The 19,456-nt window shown below is 67.7% G+C and carries 21 protein-coding genes; 16 read left to right on the top strand and 5 right to left on the bottom strand.

All coding sequences use genetic code 11. The features are described 5' to 3' along the window. Positions 1–65: 65 nt before the first annotated feature. The 3 genes from AC1RVW_RS21305 to AC1RVW_RS21295 all read left to right on the top strand — a co-directional run bounded on the left by AC1RVW_RS21305 (position 66) and on the right by AC1RVW_RS21295 (position 2,009). Entirely contained in the window at positions 66–746 is a 681-nt protein-coding gene (locus AC1RVW_RS21305; protein WP_081269884.1) for a 50S ribosomal protein L25/general stress protein Ctc, read from the top strand. 78 nt (positions 747–824) lie between these two features. Then, entirely contained in the window at positions 825–1,457 is a 633-nt protein-coding gene (gene pth / locus AC1RVW_RS21300) for an aminoacyl-tRNA hydrolase (RefSeq protein ID WP_106936916.1), read from the top strand. A 36-nt stretch (positions 1,458–1,493) separates the two neighbouring features. Continuing rightward, entirely contained in the window at positions 1,494–2,009 is a 516-nt protein-coding gene (locus tag AC1RVW_RS21295) for a hypothetical protein (protein ID WP_493202328.1), read from the top strand. On the opposite strand, the gene AC1RVW_RS21290 is transcribed toward AC1RVW_RS21295, so the two are convergent. Further along, positions 1,995–2,273 (bottom strand): YfhL family 4Fe-4S dicluster ferredoxin, encoded by a 279-nt coding sequence (locus AC1RVW_RS21290; RefSeq protein WP_081269887.1) that lies wholly within the window; start codon positions 2,271–2,273, stop codon positions 1,995–1,997. The genes AC1RVW_RS21295 and AC1RVW_RS21290 overlap by 15 nt on opposite strands. A 103-nt stretch (positions 2,274–2,376) precedes the next feature. Here AC1RVW_RS21290 and AC1RVW_RS21285 point away from each other — a divergent pair, with 103 nt between their 5' ends. The 11 genes from AC1RVW_RS21285 to AC1RVW_RS21235 all read left to right on the top strand — a co-directional run bounded on the left by AC1RVW_RS21285 (position 2,377) and on the right by AC1RVW_RS21235 (position 14,638). Next, on the top strand, positions 2,377–3,327 hold the full coding sequence (locus AC1RVW_RS21285; RefSeq protein WP_106936914.1) for an ABC transporter permease: 951 nt from the start codon (positions 2,377–2,379) through the stop codon (positions 3,325–3,327). Beyond that, positions 3,324–4,202, top strand: a complete 879-nt coding sequence (locus AC1RVW_RS21280; RefSeq protein WP_493202325.1) for an ABC transporter permease — start codon at positions 3,324–3,326, stop codon at positions 4,200–4,202. Before AC1RVW_RS21285 ends, AC1RVW_RS21280 begins: the two co-directional genes overlap by 4 nt. 5 nt (positions 4,203–4,207) lie before the next feature. Beyond that, positions 4,208–5,197 carry an ABC transporter ATP-binding protein gene (locus AC1RVW_RS21275; RefSeq protein WP_081269890.1) on the top strand — a complete coding sequence of 330 codons (990 nt, stop codon included), beginning with the start codon at positions 4,208–4,210 and terminating at the stop codon, positions 5,195–5,197. Continuing rightward, positions 5,194–6,024 carry an ATP-binding cassette domain-containing protein gene (locus AC1RVW_RS21270; protein ID WP_493202322.1) on the top strand — a complete coding sequence of 277 codons (831 nt, stop codon included), beginning with the start codon at positions 5,194–5,196 and terminating at the stop codon, positions 6,022–6,024. Before AC1RVW_RS21275 ends, AC1RVW_RS21270 begins: the two co-directional genes overlap by 4 nt. 120 nt (positions 6,025–6,144) lie before the next feature. Then, positions 6,145–7,638, top strand: a complete 1,494-nt coding sequence (locus AC1RVW_RS21265) for an ABC transporter substrate-binding protein (RefSeq protein WP_493202320.1) — start codon at positions 6,145–6,147, stop codon at positions 7,636–7,638. Between the two features lie 212 nt (positions 7,639–7,850). Then, on the top strand, positions 7,851–9,338 hold the full coding sequence (locus tag AC1RVW_RS21260) for an ABC transporter substrate-binding protein (protein ID WP_081269893.1): 1,488 nt from the start codon (positions 7,851–7,853) through the stop codon (positions 9,336–9,338). After that, positions 9,329–10,735: an amidase gene (locus tag AC1RVW_RS21255; RefSeq protein WP_493202318.1), complete on the top strand. Its 1,407-nt coding sequence runs from the start codon at positions 9,329–9,331 to the stop codon at positions 10,733–10,735. The genes AC1RVW_RS21260 and AC1RVW_RS21255 overlap by 10 nt, the downstream gene beginning before the upstream one ends. An 80-nt stretch (positions 10,736–10,815) precedes the next feature. Continuing rightward, positions 10,816–12,411, top strand: a complete 1,596-nt coding sequence (locus tag AC1RVW_RS21250) for a hypothetical protein (protein WP_493202316.1) — start codon at positions 10,816–10,818, stop codon at positions 12,409–12,411. A gap of 84 nt (positions 12,412–12,495) precedes the next feature. Further along, the gene (locus tag AC1RVW_RS21245; protein WP_493202314.1) at positions 12,496–13,026 is read left to right on the top strand and encodes a helix-turn-helix domain-containing protein; all 531 of its coding nucleotides are present in this window, start codon (positions 12,496–12,498) and stop codon (positions 13,024–13,026) included. Then, entirely contained in the window at positions 13,023–13,439 is a 417-nt protein-coding gene (locus tag AC1RVW_RS21240; protein WP_106936908.1) for a VOC family protein, read from the top strand. The genes AC1RVW_RS21245 and AC1RVW_RS21240 overlap by 4 nt, the downstream gene beginning before the upstream one ends. Before the next feature lie 11 nt (positions 13,440–13,450). Then, complete coding sequence (locus AC1RVW_RS21235; protein ID WP_493202311.1) at positions 13,451–14,638, top strand: serine hydrolase domain-containing protein; 1,188 nt, start codon at positions 13,451–13,453, stop codon at positions 14,636–14,638. A gap of 41 nt (positions 14,639–14,679) precedes the next feature. On the opposite strand, the gene AC1RVW_RS21230 is transcribed toward AC1RVW_RS21235, so the two are convergent. Next, on the bottom strand, positions 14,680–15,090 hold the full coding sequence (locus AC1RVW_RS21230) for an ester cyclase (protein WP_081269899.1): 411 nt from the start codon (positions 15,088–15,090) through the stop codon (positions 14,680–14,682). A 35-nt stretch (positions 15,091–15,125) separates the two neighbouring features. Next, positions 15,126–15,986, bottom strand: a complete 861-nt coding sequence (locus AC1RVW_RS21225) for a LysR family transcriptional regulator (RefSeq protein ID WP_493202309.1) — start codon at positions 15,984–15,986, stop codon at positions 15,126–15,128. A 111-nt stretch (positions 15,987–16,097) separates the two neighbouring features. Here AC1RVW_RS21225 and AC1RVW_RS21220 point away from each other — a divergent pair, with 111 nt between their 5' ends. Continuing rightward, on the top strand, positions 16,098–16,496 hold the full coding sequence (locus AC1RVW_RS21220) for a tautomerase family protein (RefSeq protein ID WP_493202307.1): 399 nt from the start codon (positions 16,098–16,100) through the stop codon (positions 16,494–16,496). A 39-nt stretch (positions 16,497–16,535) separates the two neighbouring features. Next, complete coding sequence (locus AC1RVW_RS21215) at positions 16,536–17,891, top strand: tetratricopeptide repeat protein (protein ID WP_493202305.1); 1,356 nt, start codon at positions 16,536–16,538, stop codon at positions 17,889–17,891. A 16-nt stretch (positions 17,892–17,907) separates the two neighbouring features. Here AC1RVW_RS21215 and AC1RVW_RS21210 read toward each other — a convergent pair whose 3' ends face one another. After that, positions 17,908–18,606 (bottom strand): histidine phosphatase family protein, encoded by a 699-nt coding sequence (locus AC1RVW_RS21210; RefSeq protein ID WP_081269997.1) that lies wholly within the window; start codon positions 18,604–18,606, stop codon positions 17,908–17,910. 31 nt (positions 18,607–18,637) lie between these two features. Further along, positions 18,638–19,279, bottom strand: a complete 642-nt coding sequence (locus AC1RVW_RS21205) for a Yip1 family protein (protein WP_493202303.1) — start codon at positions 19,277–19,279, stop codon at positions 18,638–18,640. Between the last annotated feature and the right edge of the window lie 177 nt (positions 19,280–19,456).

Genomic DNA, 19,456 nt, shown 5'->3' with positions numbered 1-19,456 from the left:
CTTCGCAGGAGGCCTTTTTGAACCGGAGTCGCACTGGTCGCGGTGGACTCTCACAGGAGCTAGTTATGAAATTCGTCGCTTTTGAGCGCGCAAAGCAGGGCACGGGTGCGAGCCGCCGTCTCCGCATCACGGGCAAGACCCCCGGCATCGTCTACGGTGGCGACACCCAGCCGCAACTGATCGAGATCGATCACAACGCGCTGTGGCACGCCCTGAAGAAGGAAGCTTTCCACTCGAGCGTGCTCGAGATGGAACTCGGCGGCACGACCAGCAAGGTCCTGCTGCGCGACGTGCAGTACCACCCCTTCCGCCAGCTGGTGCAGCACATCGACTTCCAGCGCGTCGACGCCAAGACCCGCATGACCATGAAGGTGCCCGTGCACTTCAAGGGTGAAGAAGAATCCGAAGCCGTCAAGATCGACCTGAACCTGGTCAACCACGTGACGACCGAACTCGAACTGAACTGCCTGCCGAGCGATCTGCCCGAGTTCATCGAAGTCGACCTGTCGGGCCTGAAGAAGAACGGCACCGTCACGCTGAAAGACATCAAGCTGCCCAAGGGCGTGAAGTGGGTCAGCCACGGCAAGGTCAACCCGGTGCTGGCTTCGGCCGTGTCGCCGGCGGCTGAAGAAGTCGACGCTCCCGCCGAAGGCGCTGCCGATGCAGCAGCCGCCGCCGCACCGGCCGGCAAGGGTGGCAAGGCTCCGGCCGCCAAGACCCCCGCCGCTAAGACTGCCAAGAAGTAATCTTCTTTCGCATCCGTTGCTGCAGAAGGCCCGCCTCGTGCGGGCCTTCTGCTTTTTGGCGGCGGGATAATCAAGACCATGATCAAGTTGTTCGTCGGCCTCGGAAATCCGGGCCCTGAGTACGAAGCCACGCGGCACAACGCGGGCTTCTGGTGGATCGACGCCCTGGCGCGCGACTGGAAACTCAACCTCGTGCCCGAACGCGGCTACCACGGCCTCGCGGCGCGCGCCAACATCGGCGGCCAGAGCATCTGGCTGCTGGAGCCGCAGACCTTCATGAACCTGTCGGGCAAGTCGGTGGCGGCGCTGGCGCGCTTCTTCAAGATCGCGCCCGAGGAAATCCTGGTGGTGCACGACGAGCTCGACGTGGTGCCCGGCCAGGCCAAGCTCAAGTTCGGCGGCAGCCATGCCGGCCACAACGGCCTGCGCGACATTCACGCGCAGCTCGGCACCGGCGATTACTGGCGGCTGCGCCTGGGCATCGGCCACCCCGGCGTGAAGTCGGAGGTGGTCAACTGGGTGCTCAAGAAGCCACTGAAGGAACAACGCGAGGCGATCGAAGACGCCATCGTCCGCACGCTGCACGCCACGCCCGCGCTGGTGGCGGGCGAGATGGAAAAGGCGACGCTGCTGATTCACACGAGCAAGCCACCGCGGCCCAAACCGCCGCGGAGGGAGCCCGGCGACGGGGGCACGCCTGCCGCCACCTAGCCGGCCATCGGAGCGCAGGAGGGAGAGAAATAAAAAATGAGAGAGAAAAGCAGAAGAGAAACGACAGCAGGCGCCGCAAGGATCGGCATCGCTATGTTTTCCATAGCAGCCTGCATCCATTCCACCGGCGCTTCGGCGCAAGGTGGAACCACCGCATGGCGCTGCGGCAACGCTTACTCGGACCAGCCCTGCGAAGGCGGCAAGGCGGTGCGGGTGAACGACAGCCGCAATGCGCAGGACCGCCGCGACGCCGACACGGGCACTCGCAGCGCCAGAACGCAGGCCGACCAGATGGAGCGCAGCAGGCTGTCGCTCGAAAAGGCAGCCTACGACCGCGACCAGCGGGCCGCGCGCGAGGCCCGCAGCGCGGCTCTCGCGGAACGGCGGCTCGCCCTGGCAGAGCAAAAGGAGCGGGACCGTGCCCGCACCCTGGCGGCCGAACCGCGCAAGGCCAGCGCGAGCTTCAAGGGCGCGGCGAGCGACCTGAATACGGCTGGCGACGCGCCAAAGAAGAAAAGGAAGCGGAAATCCGCCGGCTCAGACGCCGCCTGACGCGGCCGTCGTCACCTTGATCGCCGTGAGACGCTCGTACTTCTGAAGCAGCGTCTCGCGGCTTTCCACATGCTCTGGATTGACGGGAATGCACGCCACCGGGCAGATCTGCACGCATTGCGGCTCGTCGAAGTGGCCGACGCACTCGGTGCACTTGTGCGGGTCGATTTCGTAGAACGCCTCGCCCATGTAGATCGCGTCGTTCGGGCACTCGGGCTCGCAGACATCGCAGTTGATGCATTCGTCGGTGATCATGAGGGCCATCCCCCGATTATCGCGGGGCCGCGCGGGCCGGCCGCCCCTGAATGACAAAGGCCACATTCACGGCACATTTGTTGCAGGAGTCAGTTATGCTGCGCCCCGCCCCATGAGTCTGTTTCTATTCAAGCGCCTTGCCACGCTGATCGGCACGCTGATCGGTGCCTCGGTCATCGTTTTCCTCGTCCTCGAGATACTGCCCGGCAATGCCGCGCAGATGCTCATGGGCCCCGACGCCTCGCCCGAAGCGGTGGCGGCGCTGGCCACCAAGCTCGGCCTCGACCAGCCCGCATGGACGCGCTACTGGCACTGGATCGGCGGCCTGCTCACCGGCAACCTCGGCGACAGCTACGCCTACAGCTCGCCGGTGCTCGACCTGATCCTCGAGCGGCTGGCGCTCACCATGCCGCTGGCGCTGCTGGCGATGTTCTTCACCACGGTCATCGCGCTGCTGGTGGGCGTGACGGCCGCGGCGCGCCACAACAAGCTCGGCGACGTCGGCCTGATGGGCATGGCCCAGGTCGGCATTGCGATTCCCAATTTCTGGTTCGCGATTCTTCTGATCCTCGTGTTCTCGGTGAAGCTGCAGTGGTTCTCGGCAGGCGGCTTCGAGGGCTGGGGCGACGGCTTCTTCTCGGGCATCAAGTCGCTGCTGCTGCCTGCCCTGTCGCTTGCGGTGGTGCAGGCCGCGATCCTCGCGCGCATCACACGCTCGGCGGTGCTGGAAGTGATGCGCGAAGACTTCGTGCGCACCGCGCGGGCCAAGGGCGTTTCGCAGCGCATGGTGCTCTGGACGCATGTGCTGCGCAACGCCATGATCCCGGTCATCACGGTGATGGGCATGCAGTTCTCCGAACTGCTGGCCGGCACCATCGTGGTGGAGAACGTGTTCTACCTTCCCGGCTTGGGCCGGCTGATCTTCCAGGCCATCAGCAACCGCGACCTGATCGTGGTGCGCAACTGCGTGATGCTGCTCGCGGCCATGGTGGTCATCGTGAATTTCGTGGTCGACGTGCTCTACGCCGTCATCGACCCGCGCATCAAGGCCAGCGACATATGAGCAGCAGCATCACCGCCCCCAGTGCCGCCGCGCTCAAGGTGCCGGGCTTCTGGCGCCGCGCGCTGCATCACCGCAGCTTCGTGTTCGGCGGCGTCCTGACGCTGCTGTTGCTGCTGGCCGCCGCCGTCTCGCTGGTGTGGACGCCCTGGTCGCCCTACGACATGGACATGGCCAACAAGCTCAAGCCGCCGATGGCCTCGCACTGGCTGGGCACCGACACCTACGGGCGCGACGTGGCCTCGCTGCTGCTGGTGGGCGCGCGCGCATCCATCCTGGTGGGCATGATCGCGGTGGGCATCGGCCTGGTGGTGGGTACCGCGCTGGGCCTGCTCGCGGCCGCCAGGCGGGGATGGGTCGAGGAAGCCATCATGCGGCTCACCGACTTCTCGCTCGCCTTCCCGGCGATCCTGTCGGCCATCATGCTGACCGCCGTGTTCGGCGCGGGCATCGTGAATGCCATCGTGGCCATCGGCATCTACAACATCCCGACCTTCGCGCGCATCACGCGCGCATCGGCCAACGCCATCTGGTCGCGCGAATACGTGGCCGCGGCGCGCGCCTGCGGCAAGGGCTCCTTTGCCATCACCATGCAGCACGTGCTGCCGAACATCTCGGCCGTGCTGATCGTGCAGATCACCATCCGCTTCGCCATCGCCATCCTGGCGGAAGCCGCGCTCTCGTACCTCGGCCTCGGCACGCAGCCGCCGCAGCCGTCATGGGGCCGCATGCTCAGCGAGGCCCAGACGATGATGTTCCAGTCGCCCCTGCTCGCGGTGTTCCCCGGCATGGCCATCGCATTCGCGGTGCTCGGCCTGAACCTGCTGGGCGACGGCCTGCGCGACCTGCTCGATCCACGGCTGGCACGGGCGAGGTAAGCAAGATGCCACTGCTTCAAGTCAAGGACCTGCACATCGAACTGCAGACGCAGCGCGGCCCCGCCGAGGCCGTGCGCGGCATCGACTTCACGCTGGAGCGCGGCGAGACGCTGGGCATCGTCGGCGAGTCGGGCTGCGGCAAGTCGATCACGGTGATGTCGCTCATGGGCCTGCTGCCGTCGACCGCCAGGGTCACGGGCAGCATCCGCTTCGACGGCACCGAACTGGTGGGCCGCGCCGAGAAAGACATGTGCCAGATCCGCGGCAACCGCATCGGCATGATCTTCCAGGAGCCGATGACGGCACTGAACCCGGTGCACACCATCGCACGCCAGGTCGGCGAGCCGCTGCGGCTGCACCGCGGCCTCTCGAAGGCCGATGCGCGCAAGGAAGTGCTCGCGCTGCTCGAACGCGTGGGCATTCCCGATGCGGCTTCGCGCCTCGATGCGTACCCGCACCAGTTCTCGGGCGGCCAACGCCAGCGCATCGGCATCGCGATGGCATTGGCCTGCGGGCCCGACCTGCTGATTGCCGACGAGCCCACCACGGCGCTCGACGTGACCATCCAGAAGCAGATCCTGGAGCTGATCCAGAGCCTCGTGGCCGAGCGCGGCATGGCGCTGATACTGATCTCGCACGACCTCGGCGTGATCGCGCAGACGGTGTCGAAGATGCTCGTGATGTACGGCGGCAGCGTGGTCGAGAGCGGGCCGACCGAGGCCGTATTCGCCCGCCGCGCCCACCCCTACACGCAGGGCCTGTTCGCCGCGCGCCCCGCCATCGGCGCGCCGCGCGGGCTGCGCCTTGCCACCATCAAGGGCAGCGTGCCCGAGCTGGTCGACCTGCCGAAGGGCTGCCCGTTCGCCGGCCGCTGCAGCTACACGGTCGACGCCTGCCACACCACGCGGCCGCCCGCGACGATGCTGCCGCACGACCATGCGGTGCGTTGCATCCGGCTCGAAGAGATCGCGACCGAAGTCGCCGCCGCACCATGAGCCAGAAGACCGCCGTTCCACCGCTGCTGCAGGTCACCGACCTCGTGCGCCACTACGCGCTGCCGCGTGAAAAACTCTTCGGCCCGCCGCCGACAGTGAAGGCGCTCAACGGCGTGAGCTTCGACGTGCACGCCGGCAAGAGCGTGGGCATCGTCGGTGAATCGGGCTCGGGCAAGTCGACCATCGCGCGCCTGGTGATGGCGCTTGATACGCCGACCTCCGGCAGCGTGCGCCTCGAAGGCCGCGACCTGCACACGCTGCCCAGGGCCGAGCTGCGCACGGCGCGGCGCGATTTCCAGATGGTGTTCCAGGACCCCTACGGCTCGCTCGACCCGCGCCAGACCGTGGCGCGCATCGTGGCCGAGCCGCTGGAGGCGCTGGCCGAGACCAGCCGCGCCGAGCAGCGCGAGCGCGCATCGGAAGCGCTTGCCGCCGTCGGCCTGCGCACCACCGACATGGACAAGTACCCGCACGAGTTCTCGGGCGGACAGCGCCAGCGCATCGCCATTGCACGCGCGCTCATCACACGCCCCAAGCTCATCGTGGCCGACGAGCCGGTGAGCGCGCTCGACGTGTCGGTGCAGGCCCAAGTGCTCAACCTCATGCAGGACCTGCAGCAGCAGTTCGGCATCAGCTACCTGCTCATCAGCCACGACCTCGCGGTGGTCAACCACCTGTGCGATGACGTGTGCGTGGTGTGGAAAGGCAAGATCGTGGAGCAAGGCCCGCCCGCCGAGCTGTTCCGGCATGCGCAGCACCCCTACACGCGCACGCTGCTCGAAGCCGTGCCGCGCACGCCCACCGGCGGCACGCTGCTGCCGGCCTGAGGGAGCTGACACCGGCGTGTCGCCGGCCGTTCTTAGGATGAGTGGGTCATAAGCATCTGGTTGCGCGAAGGCCGCCACCTCGCGGATGATGCTTGCCCCCTGTTCCGAGGACACCGCTTCATGCTCAAACGACGCACCCTGCTCGCCACCGGCGCCGCAGCCCTGACACCGCTGGCCCTGCCGACCATCGCGCTGGCGCAAAGAAAAAAAGACGCGCTGGTGATCGGTCTCACGCTCGAGCCCACGGGGCTGGACCCCACGGCCAAGGCCGGCGCCGAAATCGCGGAAGTGGTGCTCTACACGGTGTTCGAAACGCTCACCAAGATCAACTCCGACGGCAGCGTCACGCCGCTGCTGGCCGACAGCTGGGAAGTCTCGCCCGACCTGAAGACCTACACCTTCAAGCTCAAGCGCGGCGTGAAGTACCAGAACGGCGAGCCCTTCAACGCGCAGAGCGTGAAGTTCTCGTTCGACCGCGCGGCCGCGGCCAACAGCACCAACAAGGACAAGCGCACCTTCACCAACATCGCGACGCAGGTGGTCGACGAGCACACGGTGGTGCTGATCAGCAAGGAGATCGAGCCCGACCTGCTGTTCCTGCTGGGCCAGGCTTCCGCCATCCTGGTCGAACCCAAGAGCGTGGAGACCAACGCCACCAAACCCGTCGGCACCGGCCCCTACAGGCTCGACAACTGGGCCAAGGGCTCGAGCATCGTGCTGGCCAAGTGGGACGGCTGGCGCGGCGCCGAGACGGTGCAGATCCGCAAGGCGACCTTCCGGTTCATCTCCGAGCCGGCGGCGCAGACAGCCGCGCTGCTGTCGAACGACGTCGACCTGTTCCCGCACGCCTCGGTGTCGCGCAGCCTGTCGCAGTTCCAGAACGACAAGCGCTTCCAGATCGTGTTCAACGCTTCGCTCGGCAAGACCATCCTGGCCATCAACAACAAGCGCAAGCCGCTGGACGACGTGCGCGTGCGCCGCGCCATCTCGGCGGCCATCGACCGCAAAGCCGTGATCGACGCGGCGGCGGACGGCCGCGGCATTCCCATCGGCAGCCACTACGTGCCGGGCCTGCCCGGCTATGTGGACACCACCGGCGTGAACCCGTACGACATCGAGAAGGCAAAAAAGCTGCTGGCCGAGGCCGGCGTGAAGACGCCGCTGGAGCTCGAACTGGTGCTGCCGCCCCCGCCCTATGCGCGCCAGGGCGGCGAGCTGATCGCCGCGCAGCTGGCCAAGATCGGCATCGTCGCGAAGATCCAGAACGTCGAGTGGGCGCAGTGGATCAGCGGCACCTACGGCAACAAGAACTACGACCTCTCCCTGATCCTGCACGTCGAGCCCTTCGACCTGGTGAACTACACCAAGCCGGAGTACTACTGGGGCTACCAGTCGGCAAAGTTCAACGAGGTGTTCGACAAGGCCCGCAATGCGGCGCGCCCCGCCGACCGCCTGCGCTACCTCGGCGACGCGCAGCGGCTGCTGGCGGAAGACGCGGCCAACGTGTTCCTGTTCCAGCCTCAGTTCATCACCATCGCCGGGCGCAACCTGCGCGGGCTGTGGAAGGACGCGCCGATCTTCGTGAACGACATCGCGGCAATGTCCTGGGCCTGAGCCAGGCGGTCCGCGGCCTACGGGAACGTCCCGAGGAAAAACCGCCCCGCGGGCCGCTCGGCGGCGCTCCCGCTGCGAGAGAATGATCGGTTGCGCACGTGGCATCTTTCGTGCTGCGTGTCGTGTCTTTGCGGCGTCGCGCCTCCCTTCGGGGCACGGCGCACGCCGAAGCAGTCATTCGAACCTGGCCTGTTTTTCCGGAGATCACACGTATGTTGAACCGCCGCACCCTCCTCACCACCGCCGGCGCCACCGTTGCGCTGGCCACCCCGCTCGCCGGCATGGCGCAGGGCAGGAAGGACGCCATCGTGATCGGCATGGCGCTCGAGCCGCCGGGCCTGGACCCCACCAGCGGCGCCGCCGCCGCCATCGCGGAAGTTGTGCAGTACAACATCCTGGAAACGCTCACCAAGATCAACGCCGACGGCAGCGTCACGCCGCTGCTGGCCGACAGCTGGGAAGTCTCGCCCGACCTGAAGACCTACACCTTCAAGCTCAAGCGCGGCGTCAAGTACCAGAACGGCGAGCCCTTCAACGCGGCCGCCGTCAAGTTCTCGTTCGACCGCGCCGGCAGCGAGAAAAGCACCAACAAGGACAAGCGCACCTTCGCCAACCTGAGCACCCAGGTGGTCGACGACTACACCGTGGTGGTCATCAACAAGGAAATCGACCCCGACCTGCCCTTCGTGCTGGGCCAGGCCACGGCCGTGATCGTGGAGCCCAAGAGCGCCGAGGGCAATGCCACCAAGCCGGTCGGCACCGGCCCCTACAAGCTCGACAACTGGGCCAAGGGCTCGTCGATCACGCTGAGCAAGTGGGAGGGCTTCCGCAGCCCCGCCACCGCCAAGATCAACAAGGTCACCTTCCGCTTCATCTCCGACACCGCGGCGCAGGCCGCGGCGGTGCTGTCGGGCGACATCGACGTGTTCCCGCGCATCGGCACGCGCGTGGTGCCGCAATTCAAGATGAACCCGCAGTTCCAGGTGATCCTGGCCGGCTCGCGCGCCAAGACCATCCTGTCGATCAACAACCGCAAGAAGCCGCTGGACGACGTGCGCGTGCGCCGCGCCATCCTCGCGGCCATCGACCGCAAGGCCGTGATCGAAGGCGCCGCGGACGGCTTCGGCGTGCCCATCGGCAGCCACTACGTGCCGGGCGCGGCGGGCTATGTCGACACCACCGCCATCAACCCCTTCGACATCGAGAAGGCCAAGAAGCTGCTGGCCGAAGCCGGCGTGAAGACGCCGCTCGAACTCAAGATGACGCTGCCACCCCCGCCCTACGCGCGCCAGGGCGGCGAGGTGATCGTGGCCCAGCTGGCCAAGATCGGCATCGTGGTGAAGGTGCAGAACGTCGAGTGGGCGCAGTGGCTCAGCGGCACCTACGGCAACAAGGACTACGACCTGTCGATCGTGTCGCACGTGGAGCCCTTCGACCTCGGCAACTACGCCAAGTCGGACTACTACTGGGGCTACCAGTCGAAGGCCTTCGACACGCTGTTCGACAAGATCAAGACCACCGCCAACACCGCGGAGCGCAACAAGCTGCTCGGCGACGCGCAGAAGATGCTGGCCACCGACGCGGCCAACGGCTTCCTCTACCAGCCGCAGTTCCCGACCGTGGCGAAGAAGAACGTCAAGGGCATCTGGAAGGAAAACCCGATCTTCGTGAACGACCTGTCGGCGCTGTCGTGGGGCTGAGCGACCTGACCGCGCAGGAGCTTGCCGCGGCCTACCGCGACCGCAAGCTCTCGCCGGTGGAGGTCACGCAGGCCGTCATTGCGCACATCGAGCGCTGGGAGCCGCACCTGCAGGCCACCTGGCTCTTCAGGCCCGAGGCCGCGCTCGAGCAGGCGCGCGCATCGGAGACGCGCTGGCAGCGCGGCGACGCACGCGGCCCGCTCGACGGCGTGCCGGCGACCATCAAGGAGAACATCGCCACGCGCGGCGACCCGATGCCGGCCGGCACCGCGGCCGTCGACCTCAGGCCCGCCACAGCAGACGCGCCTCCGGCCGCGCGCCTGAAGGAAGCGGGCGCGGTGATCGTGAGCAAGACCACCATGCCGGACTACGGCATGCTGTCTTCGGGCCTCTCGAGCTTCCACACGCTGGCGCGCAATCCGTGGGACCTGCGGCTCACGCCGGGCGGCTCCAGCGCGGGCGCGGGTGCCGCGGCGGCTGCCGGCTACGGCCCTCTGCACCTGGGCACCGACATCGGCGGCTCGCTGCGCCTGCCCGCGAGCTGGTGCGGCATCTTCACGCTCAAGCCCAGCCTGGGCCGCATTCCGATCGACCCACCCTACATGGGCCGCGCGGCGGGCCCGATGACGCGCACCGTGGGCGACGCCGCGCTGATGATGCAGGCGCTGGCCAGGCCCGACGCGCGCGACAGCATGAGCCTGCCGGCGCAGGACATCGACTGGGCCGCCTTCGACGTGTCGCCCGACCATCTGCGCGGACTGCGCATCGGGCTGCTGCTCGACGCGGGCTGCGGACTGGCGGTGGAGCCCGAGATCCAGGCAGCGGTCGAGCAGGCCGCACGCCTGCTGGAAAAGGCAGGCGCCATCATCGAACCGATGCAGCCTTTCATGTCGCAGGCGATGCTCGATGGCATGGACCACCTGTGGCGCATGCGCTCGCTGGTGGACATGAAAGGGCTGCGCGCCGACCAGCGCGCGAAGGTGCTGCCCTACATCCGCGAATGGGCCGAGAGCGCGGCGGAGTTCAGCGGTGAGCATGTGTTCCGCAGCTTCAGCCAGTTCCACGCAACGCGCGTGGCCGCCGTCAGCGCATGCGCGCGCTTCGACTACGTGATCTCCCCGGTGTCGCCGAACATGCCGGCGGCCGCGGAAGCGCCCTCGCCCACCAACGATCCGCTGCGTGCCCTGGAGCACATCGGCTTCACGGTGCCGTTCAACATGTCGGAGCAGCCGGCTTCGTCGGTGAACTGCGGCTACTCGGCCTCGGGCTTGCCGATCGGCCTGCAGATCGCGGGGCAGCGCTTCGACGATCTCGGCGTGCTTCGCGTTTCGCGCGCCTTCGAGCAGATCCGTGAATTGCAGCGGCCCTGGCCCGAGGTGCCGCGGGCAGGCAGCTGAAGCCTTCAGAAACTGGCGAACCTGCCGATAAGGAAGAGTGCCCGGATACCGGGCGTCTTCTTTTTCGACAGGAGCCTGGATTGATCGTCACCCCGACCGCTGTCAGCCCCCTGGTCACGTCAGGCGCCAACACCGCATGGCGCACCAACAGCCAGCCGGTCCCCGTCGACACCGCTGCAACCGCCACGCCCGCCGTTTCGGTGAGCCTCGGGCAGTCGGCCACGCCGGCCGATGCGCGGACCTATGCAATATCGGGCCGAACGGTCGCCGCACCCGCCTGGGAGCGGCAGCCCGACGACGCGATCTCCTCGCTGATGGCGGGCAACCTCGTTTATGGCCCGAGCGGCACGCGGTTCAACGGATTGGGCGCCGCGATGCTCAAGCGCTTCGGCGCGGACGCCGGCGACTTCTCCCAGTCGGTGACGCTGGCGGCGCAAGGCACGAGCGCCTCGGCGCTGCATACCGACGCCGACAACCAGATCAAGCTGTCGATCCGCACGGCCAGCGGTGCCACCGTCGAGCTGGGCCTGGGCAGCCAGGACGACGGCATGGCGGTGCAGATCAAGGTCTCCGGCGGCGAACTCACCGAGGCCGAGCGCAAGGCGCTGGTGCAGCTCTCGGATGCCTTCCAGGAAGCCATCGACGGCCTGAGCGCCTTTCCGCCGCGCATGGCGCTCGGCGGCCTCATGAAGTTCGACCCGGCGGTTCTGTCGTCGATCGACTTCAAGGCCGGCATCAAGGCCGATGGCAAGGGCGCCATCAACACCCTCGAGTTCCATGCCGACGCGAAGTCGCGGTCGGTGAACGCCTCCGGTCCGTCGGGCGCGGTGAAGATCGACGTCGACCTCTCGAATCCGGCCATCCTCGGAGACGCCACCCAGCAGGCGCAGGCCATGGCGCGCTACCTGCAACAGGTCGATGCCGCCGGCAGCCGGGGCCGGGGCGACAAGGCGCTCGTGTCGATGTTCAAGGACGCGTTCTCGCAGATGAACAGCGACTACGGCGTGACGGCACCCGTCGCGGGCCGCGAGGCGCCGGGCGTGATCGCGCTGAACGCGGGCGACCACAGCCTGCTCAGCGGCTTGGCCGACTTCAATGCGTCGATGGTGCAGCCCCCGGTTTCATCGAATCCGATGCGGCCGGAAGAAGTCGACACCTTCTCGTACAAGCTCTCGCAAAGCACCAGCGTGACGGGCAAGGACCCGCGCAATCGCAACATCCACCAGGACCAGCAGGCGCAACTGAGCGCAAGCTTCCACCGGCCGTTGACGCCGGAGGTGTCGCTCCTGCTCACGGCTTCGAAGGAATCGCAGTTCTACGAATACGTGCGGATCGACGACCAGGCCAAGGCGTCAGCAGACATCACCTACGAGGATGGCAAGCGCATCGGCGCGACGGTCGAGCAGTCCGCGAGCGAGTCGATCCGCGTCCAGCGCTACCTCATGGGCAAGCTGGCGTCCGACACCACGACCCCGCTCGAGCGCAAGCGTGTCTCGGACGTGCGCCTGTTGCTGTCGAGCGTCGAGAAGGCGGAAAGGTCGCACGAGCCCGAGGATGCGCGCCGCCGCGACCAGGCGCTCGCGGTGGCTGCGTCGCTGGCCGTCCTGCCGGACAGGCCGGGGGCGCTGCCGCGAGGCTACGGCGAGACCGTGTATCGCCCGCAGCCGGCGCGCTGAACTCCGGCGGCGGGGCAGTACGGATCGGCGAGAGGCGAAGCCGGATAAGCTCGCCGTATGCCACCCATCCTTGGCGCTCTTGCCATGCCCTCCCGCAAAGACTCCAGCGCCCCGGCCCCCGCACCGCCTGAGGGCGCCCCCATGCAGGACCCACAGCTGCTGCGCCGCCTGCTGCGCGCGAAGGACCGCATGGATGCCGCTTCGCACGAACCCTGGCCGGTGCTGCGGCTGGCCGCGGTGAGCGGTGTTTCCGAAGCCCATTTCGCGCGTTCGTTCAAGCTGGCCTTCGGCATGCCGCCGCACCGCTACCTGCTGACGCGCCGCATCGAGCGGGCGACGGCGATGCTGCGCGACACCGATCTGTCGATCACCGAGATCGCCTTCGCCACCGGCTGGGAAAGCCTGGGCACCTTCGGGCGCACCTTCCGCGACGTCGCGGGCGAAAGCCCCGGCACGCTTCGCCCACGCCTGCAGGCCGCGGCGCGGCAGCTCGAGCATATGCCGGCCTGTGTGCTCAAGGCCGCGCAGCGGCCCGATCTGACCGAAGCAGTTTCGGAGAAGCGCCGCCGCACGGCAGCCGGTACAAAACGGCTTTCAACCAAGGAGACGCGATGAGCCAAGGTATCGGTGTGGTGGGTTTGTATGTGGACGATCAGGACGAAGCGCTGGCGTTCTATGTGGAGAAGCTCGGATTCCGCGTCCACGCGGACGTGCGCAACGGCGCCTATCGCTGGCTCACGGTGAAGCATCCGGAGCAGCCGTCGTTCGAGCTGGGCCTGTTCACTCCCGGGCCGCCGGTACACGACGAGGCGACCGCCCAGACGTTGCGCGCCATGGTGGCCAAGGGCGCGATGCCGCCGCTGGTGCTGAACGTGGCCGACTGCCGCGCGGCCTGCGAGCGGATGCGCAAGCTGGGTGTGGAGTTCACGCAGGAGCCCATGGAACGCTACGGCAGCGTGGACGCGGGCTTTCGCGACCCCGCGGGCAACGGCTGGAAGATGATCCAGGCGCGAGTGAACTCGGCTTAGGGGACACGCGCATGGGCATGTCGACTGCGGCATCCAGGCCTCGGCGCCGCAAGCCCGGGCTCGTCGCCGCAGCAGCCGTCCTGCTCGTGATCGCCGCCGGCTTCGTATTCACGGCCGTGATCGACATGAAGAATCCGGTGTTCCTCGTCCGGTTTCTGTTCACGCCAAGATCGGAAATAGAGGCGCTGTACGACACCCGCATGATCGCCGCGTCGACAAAGCCAAGGCCGATTCCCGAGCAGCTGCGGCCCCTTGCCGCGACAGTCCCCTGGAAAGGCAACAAGGCCGACATCTTGAGCGTGCTGCGGGAGACCCGGACCAATGCATTCCTGGTCATGTGCCGCGGAACCCTGGTGAACGAGTGGTACAGCGAGCCCGGCAAGAAGACGGCGCGCGAGTCTTCATGGTCCATCGCCAAGTCCGTCTTGAGCCTTCTCGTCGGGCAGTTGATCGCCGAGGGCAAGCTGTCCGAAGACACGAAGCTGGTGGCGGTGCTGCCCGAGTTCGCCGCCGGCGGCAAGTTCGATGAGATCACCGTGCGCGACCTGCTCGACATGAAGAGCGGCATCGACGTGACCGAGGACTACGCCGAATACAAGCCATTCACCGGTGTCGCCGGCATGCAGATCACCACCGACCTTCGCGCCTATTTGATGAAGCACCGCACGCTCGCCTTCGCGCCGGGAAGCCGATCGGCGTACCGCAGCATCGACGCGCAGTACCTGTCGATGATGGTGGCGCGGATCGAAGGCGAGCCGCTGGCGAAGGTGCTAGAGCGCCGGCTGTGGGGCCCCCTCGGCGCGCAGGACGAGGCGAGCTGGAACCTCGATCACGCAGGCGGCATCGAGCGCGGCTTCGGCAACCTGAACGCCACGCCGCGCGATTTCGCCAAGCTCGGCCTGCTGGCGCTCGCGGGCGGCAAGGTCGGCGGGCGCACGTTGGTCTCTCCCGCATGGATGGCCCGCATCACCACACCCGTGGCCGAGGCGGAGCCCGGCTGGATGTACGCGGCGCTGTGGTGGCACCCGCCCGGCCACGAAAAGAATGGCGACTACAGCGCGATCGGCGTCTACGGCCAATACGTCTACGTCAACCCCGCACGCTACACCGTCGTGGTGAAACTCAGCGACTACGGCTCGCAGCAGGACGAGGCGGAAACGATCGACGTGTTTCGCGCCGTGGCAGAAGATTGCCGCTGAGCCCGGTGCAAGCCCGGTGCAAGCCCGGTGTGGGGTCGGCCTCAGACCGCCGCGCTGCCGCCCTTCTGGAGCTGCCTCTCGATGGCGCCCTTGTCGAGGATCGACCGCACCTCCACGATCTTCGCGTCCTTGAATTCGTAGAACACGTTCTCGGCAAACGAGACGGTTCTTCCGTTCACCGGCAAGCCGAGAAAACTGCCCTTCGGCGCGCAGTCGAACTGCAGCCGGCTGGCCACGCGGGGCGGCTCGGCAACGAGCAGCTCGATGCGAAAGAAGAGATCCGGAATCGCTGCGTAGTCCTGCTCCAGCATTTCGCGGTAGCCCGACAGTCCGAGCAGCCGGCCGTTGTGCTTCACCTCGTCGTGAACGAAGCGGCCCAGGCTCGGCCAGTCCTTTGCATTGAGGCAGGCGATGTAGCTGCGGTAGACACTGGAAAGGTCGGTAGTGGTCATGGCTGCGGCTGCTCCTTGGCGTGAACAATAGCGTCTCACACGAGGTGGGAAGCCAGCAGCTCGCGGGCCTTGCTGACGAACGCGGTCTCTCCCCGCCGCGCCGGCAGGAACTGGAACGCCACCTTCGGCAGTGCCGGCAGCCCGTGCGGCGTCGGCAGACGCGCCACGCCCTCGATGATCGCGGATTCGTTGAGGCAGGCCACGCCCAGCCCCGCGGCCAGCGCCGACTGCAGCCCGGCCACGCCCGAAGCCACGTGCGCGAGCGAGTAAGCCACGCGCCGCCGACGCAGCAGCGCGACGGTGAACTGGTGCAGCGAGCAGGTGTCGGGCAGCACCAGCAGCCGCACCGGCTCGCCGCGCACGAGCCGCATGCCCGATGCGCCGAGCCACGCCAGCGACTCGCGCCGCAGCACCGGCGCGCGCGTCTGCGCAGCGGACACGCCGGCGATGTTCATCCCGAGGCCCACGTCGAAATCTCCTCGTGCATAGGCCGCACGCAGGTCGTCACTCTTCAGGATGCTCACGTGCAGCCGCACGCGCGGGTAGCTTTCGCCGAGCCGCCCCAGCAGCCGCGTGAGGTCCGCGGGGCGGAAGTAGTCGGTGACGGCCAGTCGAAGTTCGCCCTGCAGCACTTCGCCATGCAGGTCGCGGAACGCCTCGTCGCTCAGCGCCAGGATGCGCCGCGCGTGGGCCAGCAGCCGGGTGCCTGCCTCCGTGGGCGACACGCCGGCCTTGCTGCGCGTGAGCAGCGATTGCCCCGCCCGTTCTTCCAGCTTTCGCACCTGCTCGCTGACCGACGACTGGGAAAGAAACACGCGCGGCGCGGCCGCGGTGAGACTGCCCGCGTCGATCACTGCGGCGAAGGTGCGGAGCTGCTCGAGGTCGAAGCCTTGCATGGTCAATCCATCCGTTTATCCGATTGAAGACATCATATCTTCCCGCTTTTCCGATGATTAGAGGGCACCCACAATCAACCCATCGAGCCACCATTCACCAAGGAGCCAGCCATGCCCCACATCGTCGTCCACCTCTCCGGCGAACCCGACGCCGCCCTCACCCGCAAGACCGTCGACACGGTCGCCGAACTGACGCAGAGCGTGCTCGGCAAGCAGTTGCCGGTCATCGCCATCACGGTGCAGTACATCGCCGCCGAGGCCTGGTTCATCGGCGGCCAGTCGCTGGCTTCGCTGGGCAAGTCGGCCTTTCACCTGGACATCAGCGTCACCGACGAGACCAACACCAAGGCCGAGAAGGCGCGCTACCTGCGCGAGGTGCATGCGGCCATGGCGAAGCTCCGGCCCGACCTGCACGAGGTGTCGTACATCCACGTGATCGACGCGCGCGCCGCGGCCTACGGCTATGGCGGGCGGACGCAGGAGTACCGGCACCAGCAGGCCGGCGTCTGAGTCGTTGAAGCATCCCCGGGGGCATGGCACCATGCCGCCATGCCCTCCGGAAAATCCCTCGCCGACAGCCTCGGCAACCCGCTCACCCTCGACGACGCGGCCAGCCTGCCGCTGGTCGATGACTTCGTCATGGGCTTCATTTCGACCGAGGCCCGCGCCGTCAACCTGCTGGCGGCAGCCGACGCCGACCCGAGCCCCATCGTGCAGGCCTACTGCGCCACGCTGCACCTGTTCGCGGAATCGCGCGAGGCTGTGGCCAACGCGCGGCCCTTCCTCGACAAGGCGCTGGCCAGCGCCGCGCGCGCCACGCCGCGCGAGCGGCGCTACATCGCGGCCATCGAGGCATGGGCGCAGGGCGACATCGCCCGCGCCATCGCGCTTCATGCAGAGCAGGCGCGCGAGCATCCGCGCGACCTGGTGTCGGTCAAGCTCGGCCAGTACCACTGCTTCAACACCGGCGACTGTCCCGGCATGCTGCGGCTGGCGCTGGCCGTGCTGCCGCATGCGGCGGACGTGCCCTATGTGCACGGCATGGCCGCCTTCGGCTACGAGCAGTGCCATTTGATGCGCGAGGCCGAAGCCAGTGCGCGCCAGGCCATCGGCATGTGCCGCAAGGAGCCGTGGGCGCACCACGCGCTGGCGCACGTGATGCTCACCGAAGGCCGGCTCGCCGAGGGGCTGACCTTCATGAAGAGCGTGAGCGACACATGGACCGGGCTCAACTCGTTCATGGTCACGCACAACTGGTGGCACGTGGCGCTGTTCCTGATCGACCTGGGCCATGACGCCGAGGCGCTCGCGGTGTACGACGAACACGCCTGGGGCGTGGTCAAGGACTACTCGCAGGACCAGATCGGTGCGGTCTCGCTGCTGGCCCGGCTGGAGCTTGCGGGCATCGATGTCGGCACGCGATGGAACGACGTGGCGGGCTACCTGCTGCAGCGGCAGGCCGACCATGTGCTGCCTTTTCTCGACCTGCAGTACCTCTACGGCCTGGCGCGTGACGGCAGGCCCGAGGCCGATGCGCTGCTGCGCAACATCGAGGCCTTCGCGCCCAGCGCGCCGCTCTCGACGCGCGCCGCCTGGCAGCGCGTGTGCGTGCCGGCCGCGCACGGGCTGGTGGCGCATGCGCGCGGCGATCTCGCGGGCGCCATCGAAGGGCTGGGCACGGCGTTGCCGCGCATGATCGAGATCGGCGGCAGCCACGCGCAGCGCGACCTGTTCGAGCAGCTCTACCTTGCCGCGCTGGTGCGCACCGGCACGGAGGCTTCGCTGACGGGGGCGCAGGGCATCCTGCAGCAGCAGCTCAACGGCCAGCCCGAGTCGCTGCGCCTGCGCCGGCAGACGGCCGCTGTCTACGAGCGGCTGGGGCTGGGCCAGCTCTTGCGGGGCTGAGCGGGCGGGGGGACGCTCAGTCCTTGTTCTTCAGGTGCCGCGTCTGGTCGTAGGTCGGCTGCGGCGGCAGGTCGGCCAGATGCCGCGTGTCGGCCCAGTCGACGATCTCGATCTCTTCGGGCCTTGCGGGGTCGGCAATGCGGATGCGGTTGAAGCCCGCGTTGGGGATCTCGCTGCGGCGCGGTCCGCTCAGGCTCAGGCCGCGCGCGGTGCGCCACACCATGTCGAGCACGCCGCCGTGGGTGACGACGATCAGGTACTGGCCCTTGTGCTCGGCGGCGATGTTGCCCAGCGCCGCGATGATGCGCGTGTGGAACTCGCGCGGCGTCTCGCCCTCGGGCATGGCGTGGTCCTCGCGGAACTCCAGCCACTCCTCCCAGGCACGCGGATGCTGGCTCTGGATCTCGTCGGAACGCATGCCCTCGGCCACGCCGAAGAACTGCTCGCGCAAGGCCGCCGAAGTGACCACCGGCAGCGACAGCTGCTGCGCGCCCGGTGCCGCGGTCTGCTGCGCGCGCATCAGGTCGCTGCTCAGGATGTGCTGCACCGCGGTTTCGCTGGCCAGCCGCAGGCCGAGGCGGCGGGCCTGCTCATGGCCGATGTCGTTGAGCGGAACGTCGGCATGGCCCTGGAAGCGCAGTTCGCGGTTCCAGGCGGTCTCGCCGTGGCGGATGAGGATCAGGTCGGTGGTGGAGTCGGGTTTGGGCGTGGGCATTGCGCCCATTTTCCACGCTGGGCGTGACGGCTCAGGCGTTTGCCGCAACCAGCTGTTGCAAGGCCGCCACCGCAGCGGCGGGCGCGGCCGCGCCCAGTCGCATGGGCGACGGCGTGAGCAGCGCCAGCACCCAGCCGATGATGCAGCCGCCGACGATGGCGCAAACCACCACCACGGCCGTGTACGGCACCGCCTTGTCCGGCGGGCAGCGCATGAGCACCGGCAGGCCGGTGTAGAGCAGGTAGATGCCGTAGAGCGCCGCGAGCGCGCCGATGATCGACAGCGAAGGCAGCAGGCTGAAGACCCCGCCCACGAAGGCCGCGGTGCTGGCATAGGCCGACAGCTTGAGCGCGCCGATCTGGCTCCGCGTGCCCTCGAAGGTCGGCGCCATCGCGTCGATGATGAGCGCGAGCACGAACACCATCACCAGCGACAGCACATAGCCCACGACCATGTGCGCGAGCCCCGAGATGATCGGCACGCGGAAGCTGATGCCGAAGGCGCCGACGCCGATGAGCGAAAGGCCGATGAAGCTCGCCACCGCCGGTATCAGCGCGAGGATCATCACGTAGTTCCTGTAGAGCGACGCGGGGTCGGCCGGCTCGGCATCGATCACCGGCCAGGTCGCCTTGGGCTTGAGCAGGATGGACTGCACGCGTTCGACCAGATTCATTTTTCGGAGTCCTTCGACATGTGCCGCAAAGTATGTCGACCGGAGGCTGCCGTGGCTGCTGGCCATGAAGCCTATGACGTTACGCCGGTGGCCGCGATCGCGCAGAATCCATGCATGCCAAATCTAGTCCTGCTGCCCGGCCTCGCCTGCGACGAGCGCATCTGGGAAGCCCAGATC

This window comes from Variovorax sp. MPBD4-3 (genome assembly GCF_058809745.1).
This window is presented reverse-complemented; position numbering and strand designations above follow the sequence as displayed.